Source organism: Rathayibacter sp. Leaf296, assembly GCF_001423045.1.
Lineage (GTDB): Bacteria > Actinomycetota > Actinomycetes > Actinomycetales > Microbacteriaceae > Rathayibacter > Rathayibacter caricis.
Genome location: NZ_LMNR01000002.1, coordinates 1,190,330 through 1,203,282, shown reverse-complemented (window position 1 = coordinate 1,203,282; position 12,953 = coordinate 1,190,330). Strand labels below are relative to the sequence as shown.

Below are 12,953 nucleotides of genomic sequence, written 5' to 3'. Positions count from 1 at the left end.
GTAACGGCTCGCGTTTCCCGCAACTTCTGGAGGAGGGAGGCAGGGTGGGTGGTCGACTCCGCAGAAGTCGTCGTACTCGGGCTCGAGTACGACGAGTTCCGAGGAGTGGGCAGCGACGAGCCGCCGCCGTCCACCCCCGGAACGGGCGCCACCGCGACCGTAGGGTGAGGGCATGCATCGCCTCGACGCCCGGGACCCGCTCGCGCAGTACCCCGAGCTCTTCGTCCGCACCCCCGAGGTGCGCTCCTACCTCGACGGCAACTCGCTCGGGCGGCCGCTGCGCGCCAGCATCGAGCGGCTCCAGCGCTTCGCCGAGGAGGAGTGGGGCGGTCGCCTGATCCGCGGCTGGTCCGAGAGCTGGCTCGAGATGCCGCTCGCCGTCGGTGACGCGCTCGGAGCCGCGGCGCTCGGAGCGGCGGCCGGGCAGACCGTCGTCGCCGACTCCACGACCGTGCTGCTCTACAAGCTCGCCCGCGCGGCCCTCGCGCACCAGCTGCCCCTCGGCCGCGACGAGATCGTGGTCGACACCGACAACTTCCCGACCGACCGCTACGTGCTCGAGGGCATCGCGGCCGAGACCGGAGCGACGCTGCGCTGGGTCGCGTCCGATCCGCAGGCGGGCGTGCGGCCCGAGGACCTCGCGCCGGTCATCGGCGACCGCACCGCGCTCGTGCTGCTCAGCCACGTCGCCTACCGCTCGGGCTTCCTCGCCGACGCGGCGGCGATCACCGCGCAGGCGCACGACGCCGGTGCGCTCGTGCTGTGGGACGCCTCCCACTCGGTCGGCTCCGTGCCGATGCAGCTCGACGCGTGGGGCGCCGACCTCGCCGTGGGCTGCTCCTACAAGTACCTCAACGGCGGGCCCGGCGCGCCGGCCTGGGCGTACGTCGCCGAGCGGCACCAGGAGTCGCTGACGCAGCCGATCCAGGGGTGGATGGGCGTCGCCGACATGTTCGAGATGGGGCCCGGCTACCGTCCGGCCGACGGGATGCGGCGCTTCCTCAGCGGCACGCCTCCGATCACCGGGATGCTCGCGATGCAGGACATGATCGCGCTGATCGCCGAGGTGGGGATGCCGGCGATCCGCGCGAAGTCGGAGGCGATGACGGCGTACGCGCTGGAGCTCGTCGACGAGTGGCTGGTGCCGCTCGGCGTGCGGGTGGCGACTCCGCGCGACCCCGGCGCCCGGGGATCGCACGTGACGATCGACCACGAGTCGTTCGCGGAGCTGGTGCCGCGCCTGCAGGCCGACGGGGTGATCCCGGACTTCCGCAACCCGGACGGCATCCGGATCGGTCTGTCGCCGCTGTCGACGACGTTCGCCGAGCTGGAGCTCGGGGTGGCGGCGGTGCGGGACTCGCTGAGCTGAGCGCGCCCGTCCCGCGCTGCCCCGCTCCTCCGCGGCCTGTCAAGCGGCCCCCGCTCCGCGCCCCGCGTGCCTAGCGTCGGACAGGAGGTCGCGACCCGCGCGACCGACGCGAGGAGGGCATCCGATGGGTTTCTGGGGACAGCACGACGCCGGGCGCGAGACCAGACCGGTCGACGAGCCGGTCGGCGAGCTCGAGGTGGTGCACGCGTTCGAGAGCGGGCCGATGCCCACCGGGGTCAGCGTCTCGCACACCGGGCGGATCTTCGTGAACTTCCCGAAGTGGGGCGACGAGGTGCCCGCGACGGTGGTCGAGCTGCGCGACGGGGTGGCGGTGCCGTTCCCGAGCGAGGAGTGGAACAGTCCCGTGAGCGACCACGACGAGAACGCGCTCGTCTCGGTGCAGAGCATCGTCGTCGATCCGGCCGACCGGCTGTGGATCCTCGACACCGGCAGCCCGCTGTTCCAGCCGACGGAGCGGGGCGGGCCGAAGCTCGTCTGCGTCGACCTCGCCACCGACACGGTCGAGAAGGTGATCGTGTTCGAGCCCGACGTCGCCCTGCCGACGACCTACCTCAACGACGTGCGCTTCGATCTGCGCCGCGGAGTCGCCTACATCACCGACTCCGCCGATTCCGGCCCCAACGGGCTGATCGTGGTGGACCTCGAGTCGGGGGAGGCGTGGCGCCGGCTGCACGAGCACCCGTCCACGAAGGCGCTCACGCCGCCCGAGATGGTGCCGGTGGCGGAGGGGCGCGTGCTGATGAAGCGGCCGGAGGGCGGCGATCCGCAGCCCGTGACCATGGGCGCCGACGGCATCGCGATCTCGGCCGACGGCGAGCGGCTCTGGTACTGCCCGCTCGTCTCGCGGCGGTGGTGGAGCGTGTCGACGGCGGCGCTGGTGGACCGCGCGCTGCCGGAGGAGGAGGTCGCGGCGACCGTCGTCGACGAGGGCGACAAGGGCGGCGGATCGGACGGGCTCGAGACCGACGCGCTCGGGCGTTTCTACGCCACCGACTACGAGCACAACGCGATCCTGCGCCGCCGCACCGACGGCGTGCTCGAGACGCTGGTCCACGACGAGCGGATGCTGTGGCCCGACACGATGTCGATCGCGACCGACGAGCACCTCTACTTCACGGCGAACCAGCTGCACCGGCAGGCCGACTACCAGGGCGGAGTGGACCTGCGCGCGTACCCGTACGCGCTGTTCCGCGTCGCGATCGGGGCGGGGCCGGTGCTGCTGCGGTGAAGGGGGTCTCGATACGCCGCTGCGCGGCTACTCGACCGGCAGGGTCTGCTCGCTGATCGAGTAGCCCGCGGAGCGGGCGTATCGAGATCCGCGTGTCCCGGCCTCAGCGGGCCTTCCGGGTTTGGCGGGCGTTCTCCTTCTGCAGGGCCTCGACGAGCTCGTCCTTCGTCATTCGCGAGCGGCCCGAGATGTCGAGGCGCTTGGCGAGGTCCAGCAGGTGCGCCTTGGAGGCGTTCGCGTCCACTCCGCCCGCCGTCTCGCCGCCGCCGTCCGTGCCTCGCTCGGCGGCCCGCGAGTCGGACGGGCCGCTCTCGTCCTTGCGCTCCCAGTGGTCGCCGACCTTCTCGTACTCGTGCTTGAGCGCGGCGAAGGCGGTGCGATGAGCGCGCTCGCCCTCTCCGTAGCTCTCGACGGCCGAGTCGTGCGCCGCCGACCAGAGGTCCTGCGCGTGCTTCTCGGAGCGCTCGATGGTCGACGGGATCTCGTCGCGTGCCGGCATGGGTGCCTCCCTCTCGTCCTCCGGATGTGGGTGGCCGGCAGCGTAGACGCCTCAGCTGAAGATTCTGAGACTCCTCGTGTCGATCCGCGAGCGAGCGAAACTCACCAGGCCTATCCCCCGGACCGTCCTACTCAGGGCACCTACGAAAATCGGTGAGCAGCAGCGTGCCACGATTCCCTTCTCTCTTGCGGCCGTCTGTGACGGTTTCGCGAGAGCTGATTGGAGACACGGACGGCGATAGTGACCGAGCAGTCGACGATGCATGCCTGACCGACGTCTTGCGTCAAGGCTAGGCGGACGACGTCCGATGGGGGAGGACGGTATCCTCAATGTCAGACCTTCAGCCTAGCCTCGACGTACCTGGTGGCGGAAGCCCGTTAAAAGCGTGTCGCGCGACGGAAAGGCCAAAACGTGTCCTACCCCTATGAAGATCTTGATGATGCGCAATTCGAACGGCTAGTGACGCAGTGCTCAAAGAAACTTTTTGGTTCGGGCGTTCAGAGCTTCTCGACGGGCCCTGACGGAGGTCGCGATTCACGATTCGATGGAATCGCAGAGCGTTATCCGAGTACTGCCGGGCCATGGATGGGGATCACGGTCATTCAGGCAAAGCATACTAATGCCATTAACGCTCACTTCGGTGACGCATCATTTAGTAGCGAAGCGCCTTCGTCGGTGATAAGTAAAGAACTGGGTCGCATACGGAAGCTTGTTGAGGCGAAGGAGTTAGACAACTATCTTCTTGTTTCAAATAGGCGTCTCGGCGGTAATGCTTCGTCTGAAATTGCAAATCGGATTGCCGATTCCACAGGCATTGAACGGTCGAAGGTGAAGCTGGCGGGCGTTGAGTTTCTGAATGAATTTTTGCATGAGTACCAGGACGTCCTTTCTCTTGCTCGAATAGAGCCAATCGACGGCCCTCTTCAAGTATCGAGCTGGGAGCTTGCGGAAGTAATTTTGGCTATCGCAGACGAACTTGAGTCGGTGGCCAGCAAAGCGGATGCGCCAATTGTGCCTCGCGTAAGCTATGCCCAAAAGAATGAACTAAACAAGATGTCTCCTGAATTCGCGGCTCGACTTTCACAGTCATATATGGTGTATACGGAGACAATTGATCGATTCCTGGCCGACCCGGCGAACGGCCAATCTCTTGAGTACTACGAGGGCGTCGTGGAAGAATTCAATTTGAAGCTCGTTGCTAAGTACCAGGATTCCAACTCCTTTGACGATATTTTCAATTATCTCGTCGATGTTCTTCGGAAGCGAGACGGCATTCTTGCTTCGAGAGTGCGCCTCGTTCGTGTGATGCTCTTCTACATGTACTTCCACTGCGACATCGGAAAGGTAAGTTGATGTTGGTACCAACCAAGCATTCCCATCCGGACCAGACGGTGGTTGCGGCATCGGCAAAACTTTTACGCGAACTTCGAAAGCAGCGAGTAGTGGCGTACGATGACCTTCGGAAAGTCTTGCTGAAGAGTGGCCCAACGTCAGAATTTCTCTTCACACCCGCTACAAGTTTACTTTTCCTTCTCGGTCTAATCTCATATCTGCCTAAAACAGATTCATTTGAATACAGGGGAAAGTAAATGCGACTTGTCCGACTGTACTCGAGCCGCTCAGACGTCTTTTCACCGATCGACTTCAATGACGAGTTGTCGGTAATCCTGGCCGAGATTCGCATACCCGAGAATCGGGATCTAGATACCCATAATCTCGGCAAGACGACCGTTGGTGAACTTATTGACTACTGCCTTCTTAAGGGAAAGGCTGGCTTCTTCCTGCATAAAGCTGAGAATGAACCAGTGTTCGCAGACTTCGTCTTCTATCTCGAGATTAGACTTCTCGATGAAAGTTACTTGACAATCGCTCGGCCGGTATCGCCGGGATCACGCGTATTCCTTCTGCGAAATGGTGAGCATGTCGAGGATGCTGCCGGGATTCCTCTGGAGACGTGGACCCATGCGAATTTGCCCCTAGAGCGAGCAAAATTCATTCTTGACGGGATTTTTGGTTTTCATACCTTGTCTCCTTGGTCCTATCGCAAACTCGTCGGGTACTTAATTCGATCCCAGGTGGACTACTTGGACGTGTTCCAGCTGGGTAAGTTCTCGGGAAAGCATCAAGACTGGAAGCCCTTTGTCGCGCACCTCCTTGGGCTTTCAGTAGGTCCAGTGAGAGACCTCTACGCGAAGCGGGAGGCTCTCGCCGAGGCAGAGAGCCTACTTGGGACGCTGAGCGCCGAGTGGAATGGTGCCGAGCTCGATCCGAGCACCCTCGATGGCCTGATTTCGGTAAAACGTAGGGAAATTCAGACACGGGAGACCGAGCTCAGCTCTTTTAACTTTGAGCACTCTGATCGACGCGTCTCTCGAGAGGTGGTCGAAGATCTCGAGGTAATGATCGCTCGTCTGAACGAAGAAAGATACGGCTTATCGCAACTCGAAGTCGGGATCACAAAATCCCTGGATAGCGCCGCAATTATGTTTAAGACGCAAGACGCGGAAAAGCTATTTGCGGAAGCTGGAGTTCTTTTTCCGTCGCAATTAAAGGCCAGCTTTGATCAATTGATCGCTTTCAATCTTGCGATATCGAGGGAGCGTCGTGATGCGCTTGAGCAGCAACTTCATGAGACGAGGGAGCGGCTGGCGCATATTGAGTTGGAACTGCCCAAGCTACAGCAGGAGCGTGCTGATGGTCTCGCTCATCTTCGGCAATCTGAAGCGATCGAAAAGTATAAAGACCTCTCGCGCGTCGTTGCGAAGTTGCAATCTGAGCTCGACGGGCTCGAGTCGAGAAGGTCAGCGGCGGGCCGGTTGGTTGAGTTGCGGCGCGAGCAAAGACAATTAGCTGAAGATTTTGGGCGTTTGCAAGGGATGGTCGAGGACGAGATTGATCGCCTCAGCCAGGATGATTCGAGCCGGTTCGGCCAAATCCGCACTTTCTTCGGTGAGATCGTAAGCGAAGTGCTCGGACAGAACGCAATCATCTCAATGAAGCTCAACGGGGCTGGAGGTATTGACTTCCGGGCGGAGTTCATCGGCGAGGACGGAACGGCCACAAGCGAGGATCGTGGAACAAGCTACAAGAAGCTGTTGTGCTTAGCCTTCGACTTTGCACTTTTGCGTGCGTATATAAATGAGCCTTTCCCGCGATTCCTGTTTCATGATGGCGCATTCGAGCAACTTGAAACCAGGAAGAAGGCCAACCTGGCTAACGTTTTGCGGCGCTACGCGGCGCTCGGCATTCAGCCCATCGTTACGTCGCTGGACAGTGACGTGAGCTCGTTAGGAGATTTCGGCGCTAAGTCACTAACGAGTAAAGAGATTGTTCGAGTGCTCCATGATGAGGGGGAGGCGGGGAGGCTTTTTAATATGCCTAGCTGGTAGATTTCAGCGGTCCTTCAGTGGATGATGGACACGGTTGGCCTCCGGCGCTATTGCTTTCGCCATTTCGATTGGTATTGGCATTGCGCAGTTACTTGTTCTTCTTGCGGGTAGAGGCGTGGATTCAAAGAGTCAGCCCAGCAGGCGCTCGCGCACGAAGTCGCTCGCGAAGCGACCGGAGGGATCCCACTCCGCTACCAGCGCACGCCACTCGGGCAGGTGCGGGTAGAGCGGGGCGATCTCGTCCGCTCCGGCCAGGAAGTGCTTGCCCCAGTGCGGCCGGGCGCCCAGCGGCAGCAGCGCCCCCTCGACGGCGGGCAGCACGGCGTCGACTCCCGCGCGGTTCTTCGCGAAGGTGAAGTGGATGCCGACGCTGTCGCGCTCGGACGCCGGGGAGAGCCACTGGTCGTCGCCCGCCATGGTGCGCAGCTCCGTGATCAGCAGGACCTCGTCGATCCGGTCGCCGATCGCGCGCAGCGCGACGATCGCCTCGCGGATCCTCGAGCGCGGCACCATGTACTCGCTCTGGATCTCGTCGCCGGCGCTCGGCTCGCGGTCGAGGCGGAAGTGCGGCAGCCGCTCCGACCACGGCCCGACCGACCCGCCGAACGGGTTCAGGTTCGAGTCCACTCCCTCCGACACCGCGAAGAGGCTCGCGGAGGCGGCGATCGCGCCCAGGTGCGTCGCGTCCACGTCGGCGACGCTCCCCTTCTCGACCTTGGTCTTCAGCCACAGCTGCTCGACCGTGGGGCTCGACCAGTGCGTCATGAGGCTGACGCTGTAGGCGGAGGAGGTGATCGCGTCGAAGTCGTCGAGCACGCGGTCCCAGGGCAGGTCGACGAACGCGTCCTGCCGCACGTCGAACGTGGGCTGGATGTCGAGGGTGACGCGGGTCACGATGCCGAAGGCGCCGAGTCCGACGACCAGGCCCTCGAAGCCGGGCTCGCCGCGGCGGACGGTGCGGAGCGATCCGTCGGCGGTGACGAGCTCGAGCGCCGAGACGGCGGACGAGAGGTTGGCGTTGCGGTCGCCGGAGCCGTGGGTGCCGGTCGAGATCGCGCCGGCGACGGAGATGTGGGGGAGCGAGCCCATGTTGTGCAGGGCGTAGCCGGCCGCGTGCAGGTGCTGGGCGACGATGCCGTAGCGCGTCGCGCCTCCGACCGTCACGGTGCTCGCGTCGGCGTCGATCACCGGGTCGGGTGAGAGGCGACCCAGGTGCAGCAGGGTGCCGGGGGTGTCGGGCAGCGCGTTGAAAGAGTGGCGGGTCCCGAGGGCGCGGATCCGGTCGCTCGAGCGGACCAGGGACTGCACCTCCTCGGTCGACTCGGGTTCGAGGATGTCGGCGGCGCGGTACTCGTAGGTGCCCGCCCAGTTGCTCCGGTGCGTCATGGCCCCATTCTGCCGCGTGCGGTCCGCGATTTGTTGTGCGGACCAACGAAATCCGTGTCACCGGGACGGTGGCGCGGACGGGGCAGACCGTCACGCCGTCGAAACGACCCGGAGACACGGCCTCCCTACTGTGGGCGCAGCGGTGCCCCGCGCACGGCGGGCCGTCCGCCGCGACGAAGGGAACGAACCCGATGAGTGGCAACACCGTCCGCCTCCAGGCCATCCGCGACGTGGAGGCCTACGTTCCTCCGGCGCACAGCTTCGACGAGTCGGAGGCACCCGGCGAGGTCTTCGGCGCGAACGTCTTCAGCACCGCGGTGATGCGCAAGCGCCTGCCGAAGTCGGTCTACAAGTCCGTGATCTCGACGATCGAGCGCGGCACGACCCTCGACCCGCTGGTCGCCGATGCGGTCGCGAGCGCGATGAAGGACTGGGCGCTCGAGAAGGGCGCCACCCACTACGCCCACGTGTTCTACCCGCTCACCGGCCTGACCGCCGAGAAGCACGACAGCTTCTTCGAGCCCACGGGCGACGGAGCGGCGCTCGCCGAGTTCGCCGGCAAGACCCTCGTGCAGGGCGAGCCCGACGCGTCGAGCTTCCCGAACGGAGGGCTCCGCAACACCTTCGAGGCGCGCGGCTACACCGGCTGGGACGTGACGAGCCCGGCGTACGTGCTCGAGAACCCCAACGGCAACACCCTCTGCATCCCCACCGTCTTCGTCTCGATGACCGGCGAGGCGCTGGACCACAAGACGCCGCTCCTGCGCTCGCAGCAGGCGATGGGCGAGCACGCCGAGCGGGTCCTCGCGCTCTTCGGCCACGCCGACGACGAGAAGATCGTCTCGTTCTGCGGCCCCGAGCAGGAGTACTTCCTGGTGGACCGGCACTTCTTCCTCGCCCGCCCCGACCTGATGAACGCGGGCCGCACCCTCTTCGGCAGCACCCCGCCCAAGGGCCAGGAGTTCGACGACCACTACTTCGGGGCGATCCCCGAGCGCGTGCTCGGCTTCATGATGGACACCGAGCGCGAGCTGTTCAAGCTCGGCATCCCCGCGAAGACGCGGCACAACGAGGTCGCGCCGGGCCAGTTCGAGATCGCGCCGATGTTCGAGCGCGGCAACGTCGCGGCCGACCACCAGCAGCTGCTGATGACGACCTTCAAGACCATCGCGAAGAAGCACGGGATGGAGATCCTGTTCCACGAGAAGCCGTTCCAGGGGGTCAACGGCTCGGGCAAGCACGTGAACTTCTCGCTCGGCAACTCCTCGCTGGGCTCGCTGCTGGTGCCGGGCGACACTCCGCACGACAACGCGCAGTTCCTGGTGTTCTGCGCGGCCGTGATCCGCGCGGTGCACCGCTACTCCGGACTCCTGCGCGCCTCCGTCGCGTCCGCGACGAACGACCACCGCCTCGGGGCCAACGAGGCGCCTCCCGCGATCATCTCGATCTTCCTCGGCGACCAGCTCGCCGACGTGTTCGAGCAGATCGCGTCGGGCCCGGCCACCTCGTCGAAGGGCCGGGGTCACATGACCATCGGAGTCGACACTCTGCCGGTGCTGCCGACCGATCCCGGCGACCGCAACCGCACGAGCCCGTTCGCGTTCACCGGCAACCGCTTCGAGTTCCGCGCTCCCGGATCGATGCAGTCGGTCGCGGGGCCCATGGTCACGATCAACACGATCATGGCGGAGTCGCTCGACTGGATCGCGACGCGTCTCGAGAAGGACGTGGCGGACGGGGTCGACTTCGACGCGGCCGTGCAGGCGCTGCTGACGGGGATCATCACCGAGCACGGCGCGATCGTCTTCAACGGCGACGGCTACGCGGACGCCTGGCCGATCGAGGCCGAGAAGCGCGGGCTCGCGAACCTGCGGACCACTCTCGACGCCCTGCCCGAGCTGATCACCGAGCCGGCGCTGGCGCTGTTCGAGAAGTACCGCGTGTTCAACCACCGCGAGATGCACTCGCGCTACGAGATCGGGCTCGAGCAGTACGCGCTCACCATCGGGGTGGAGGCGCGCCTCACGCTCGAGATGGGCACCACGACCGTGCTGCCCGCGGCCGTGCGGCACCAGACCGAGCTCGCCTCGAACGTGGCCGCGATGAAGGCGGCCGGAGTGGGCGTCTCGCTCGACCCGCTGCTGGAGGTCTCGGAGCAGGTCGACGCGCTCCGGTCGGCGCTGGCGGAGCTCAAGGCGGCCCTCGCGATCGAGCCGGGGCACACGGCCGAGGCCGAGGCGAAGCACGCCGCGGCGGCACTGCTGCCGGCCATGGCGGCCGTGCGCACGGCGGCCGATGCGCTCGAGGACGTGGTGGCGGACGACCTGTGGCCGCTGCCGACTTACCAGGAGATGCTCTACGTGCTGTAGGGCCGTCCGCTCGACTGCGCGCGGAGGGGGAGGCGGGTCCGGCCCGTCTCCTCCTCCGCGCTCGGGGGCTTCTGCGGAGCAGCGGCCCGCAGCGTCACGCGGAAGCGCGCGCCTCCCTCCCGCGGCAGGCAGACGAGCTCTCCGCCCTGGGCCCTGGCGAGGCCGCGGGCGATCGGCAGGCCGAGCCCGGCCCCTCCATCGGCGCGGTTCCGGGCGTCGTCCAGGCGCACGAGCCGGTCGAACACCCGCTCGCGCTCCGACTCCGCGACGCCGGGACCGTCGTCGTCGACCGTCAGCGCCACTCCGCTCGGCGTCGCCGCGATCAGGACGTCGACGTGCGAGCGGGCGAAGCGGGTCGCGTTCTCGACGAGGTTGGCGACGATCTGCTCGAGCCGGTCGGGGTCGCCGTCGACGGGCGGCACTGCCGCGTCGCTCCGCAGCGCGAGCACGATCCCCGGCCTGCGGAGGCGCTGGCGCTCGAGCACGGCGCCGGCGATCGAGGACACGTCGACCGGCTCCGAGCGCACCGTCAGACCCTCGTCCAGGCGAGCCATCAGGAGCATGTCCTGGATGAGTCGTCCCGCGCGCAGCGACTCCTGCACCACGAGCACGGCCAGCCGCTCGCGCTCCTCGCTCGAGCCGTCCGCGCGGACCAGGGCGTCCGCCGCCGCCCGGATGCCCGCGACGGGGGTGCGCAGCTCGTGGGCCGCGTCGGACACGAAGGCGCGCATCCGCTGCTCGGCCGCGAGGGCGGCGGATTCGGCCGTCTCGAGGTCGTCGAGCATCTCGTCGAACGCGGTCGCGGTGCGGCCCAGCTCGGTGGAGGGGCGAGACGGGCGCAGCCGCCGCCCCCGGTCGCCGCGGGCGATGGAGCGGGCGACCGTCGTCATCCGCTCCAGGGGGCGGAGCGTCGCGCGGACCACCACGACGAGCGCGCCGGCCGCGAGGAGGAGGAACGCGGCCGAGGCGCCGAGCAGGATCGCGTTCAGCGACGCGAGGGTCGTCCCGACGGAGCTCGCGTCGGCGGTCAGCACTAGCTCGGTGCCGTCGCTGAGGGTCGAGGCGAGGGTGACGAGATCGTCGTCGGCGGTCACGGAGGAGGAGGTCACGGTGACCGCGGAGGCGGGCGCGTCGGCCGTGCCGGTCGTGGTCGGCGGCGCGGCGGGAGCGGGACCGGGGCCGGCGGGGAGGCCGCTCCCCGGTCCGCGACGCAGCTCCTCCGGACTCGGGCCCGCGACCACCGCCTCGCCCTCGGGGCTCGTGATCAGCACCGAGACGCCCTGCGCTGAGAGGCGGGAGGCGAGGTCGTCGTCGTCGACCGTGCCGACCAGGGCGGCCGCCGCCGCGGCGCGATCGGCCAGCCGCTCCTCGATCTGCGAGCGGAGGCGGTCGCCGAGGACGACCTGCACCGTCACCGAGAGCGCCAGCAGCAGCACGGCGAGCAGGGCCAGCACGGCGACGACGGTGCGGAGGCGGAGCGATCCGGTGCGCAGCGGGGCAGTGCTCACGCGTCGACCCGGTAGCCCAGGCCGCGGACCGTGTGGACGAGACGGTCGCCGTGCGCCTCCATCTTCTTGCGCAGCGAGCTGAGGTGGACCTCGACGAGATTGGGGTCGACGTGGTCGTAGCCCCAGACCTGCGTGAGGATCTGCGTCTTGGTGAGCGTGCGGCCCCGGCTCGCCGCGAGGAACGCGAGCAGGCGGAACTCCGTCGCGGTGAGGTCCAGCGCCGTGCCGGCCCGGCGGGCGCGACCCGCTTCCGGATCGACGACCAGGTCGCCGATCTCGATGATCGACGGGATGCGCCCGCGACGCCGCAGGACGGCGGTCACCCGGGCGACCAGCTCGGCGAGCGAGAACGGCTTCACGACGTAGTCGTCCACTCCCTCGCCGAACGCGCGCAGCCGGTCGTCGACCGCGTCGCGGGCGGTCAGCATGATGACCGCGGCGTCGCTGCTGCGGCGGAGGCGCTCGGCGAGCGTGATGCCGCTGGGCCCGGGGAGCATCCAGTCGAGGACGACGAGGTCGGGCGCGAACGAGGCGACCTCCTGCGCGAGGTCCTCACCGCTGGCCAGGGCGCGCACGGTGAAGCGCTCGCTGCGCAGAGCGGTGTCGACGGAGGAGCGGAGGGCGTCGTCGTCCTCGACGAGGAGGACGCGGGCGGCGGAGGGCATCCGCCGAGCGTAGGAGCGCCCGTTATCGGCCTGCCCTGCGCCACCTGTGCGGACGCTGGTCTTAAGCGCGGCTTCAGAACCGCTTCGGAGTCTGATGAGGAACCGGCGGCGAGCCGGGCCCGACCGGGTCCGCCGCAGCGCCGGACGGAGGAGAGAACCATGGACGAGACCACCACCCCGCAGCCCCGCGGACCGCGCCGCCCCCGCACTCGACTGGTCGTCGGTATCGCAGTGGGAGCGCTCGGGCTCGCGGCGCTCGGCTCGACGGCCGCCTTCGCGGCGGGGCCGTCGGCGACGAGCACTGCGACTCCCACGGCCACCGCTTCGCCGAACGGGTCTGTCGTGCCGGGACCCGGGGCGAGTGCGTCGCCGGGTGCACGGACGCCGGGGGCGACGGACGCTCCGGCCGAGGGGGCGGGGCCGACGCCGCCTGCGCCGGGCGAGTGCGGACCCGCGGGGCCCGCGGCGGGCGGGCTGCCGTCGGCGGATGGGGAGCGGCCGACTCCGCCGGCGCCGTCG

The 12,953-nt window shown here is 67.2% G+C and carries 10 protein-coding genes; 6 read left to right on the top strand and 4 right to left on the bottom strand.

Going from position 1 to position 12,953, the window contains the following annotated elements; translation table 11 throughout:
• The first annotated feature begins 172 nt into the window (after positions 1–172).
• Entirely contained in the window at positions 173–1,369 is a 1,197-nt protein-coding gene (locus tag ASF46_RS15820; protein WP_056868416.1) for a kynureninase, read from the top strand.
• A gap of 124 nt (positions 1,370–1,493) precedes the next feature.
• Complete coding sequence (locus ASF46_RS15815) at positions 1,494–2,618, top strand: L-dopachrome tautomerase-related protein (RefSeq protein WP_056868415.1); 1,125 nt, start codon at positions 1,494–1,496, stop codon at positions 2,616–2,618.
• Positions 2,619–2,721: 103 nt separating this feature from the next.
• Here ASF46_RS15815 and ASF46_RS15810 read toward each other — a convergent pair whose 3' ends face one another.
• The gene (locus ASF46_RS15810) at positions 2,722–3,117 is read right to left on the bottom strand and encodes a ChaB family protein (protein ID WP_056868414.1); all 396 of its coding nucleotides are present in this window, start codon (positions 3,115–3,117) and stop codon (positions 2,722–2,724) included.
• Between the two features lie 411 nt (positions 3,118–3,528).
• Between ASF46_RS15810 and ASF46_RS19235 the strand changes: the two genes are divergently transcribed.
• From ASF46_RS19235 to ASF46_RS15800, 3 genes are all read left to right on the top strand, one after another.
• On the top strand, positions 3,529–4,470 hold the full coding sequence (locus ASF46_RS19235) for an ABC-three component system protein (protein WP_157602610.1): 942 nt from the start codon (positions 3,529–3,531) through the stop codon (positions 4,468–4,470).
• Positions 4,470–4,706 (top strand): ABC-three component system middle component 8, encoded by a 237-nt coding sequence (locus ASF46_RS19935; protein ID WP_082485556.1) that lies wholly within the window; start codon positions 4,470–4,472, stop codon positions 4,704–4,706. The genes ASF46_RS19235 and ASF46_RS19935 overlap by 1 nt, the downstream gene beginning before the upstream one ends.
• 66 nt (positions 4,707–4,772) lie before the next feature.
• Complete coding sequence (locus tag ASF46_RS15800; protein WP_162240192.1) at positions 4,773–6,506, top strand: DUF2326 domain-containing protein; 1,734 nt, start codon at positions 4,773–4,775, stop codon at positions 6,504–6,506.
• Between the two features lie 129 nt (positions 6,507–6,635).
• Here ASF46_RS15800 and ASF46_RS15795 read toward each other — a convergent pair whose 3' ends face one another.
• Positions 6,636–7,892, bottom strand: a complete 1,257-nt coding sequence (locus tag ASF46_RS15795; protein WP_056868411.1) for an FAD-binding protein — start codon at positions 7,890–7,892, stop codon at positions 6,636–6,638.
• A gap of 191 nt (positions 7,893–8,083) precedes the next feature.
• Between ASF46_RS15795 and ASF46_RS15790 the strand changes: the two genes are divergently transcribed.
• A complete protein-coding gene (locus tag ASF46_RS15790; RefSeq protein ID WP_056868410.1) occupies positions 8,084–10,261 on the top strand; it encodes a glutamine synthetase III in 2,178 nt (725 codons plus the stop codon).
• Here ASF46_RS15790 and ASF46_RS15785 read toward each other — a convergent pair.
• Positions 10,249–11,769: a HAMP domain-containing sensor histidine kinase gene (locus ASF46_RS15785; RefSeq protein ID WP_082485554.1), complete on the bottom strand. Its 1,521-nt coding sequence runs from the start codon at positions 11,767–11,769 to the stop codon at positions 10,249–10,251. The two genes, ASF46_RS15790 and ASF46_RS15785, sit on opposite strands and share 13 nt — an antisense overlap.
• On the bottom strand, positions 11,766–12,434 hold the full coding sequence (locus ASF46_RS15780) for a response regulator transcription factor (RefSeq protein WP_056868409.1): 669 nt from the start codon (positions 12,432–12,434) through the stop codon (positions 11,766–11,768). Before ASF46_RS15780 ends, ASF46_RS15785 begins: the two co-directional genes overlap by 4 nt.
• Positions 12,435–12,953: the final 519 nt, after the last annotated feature.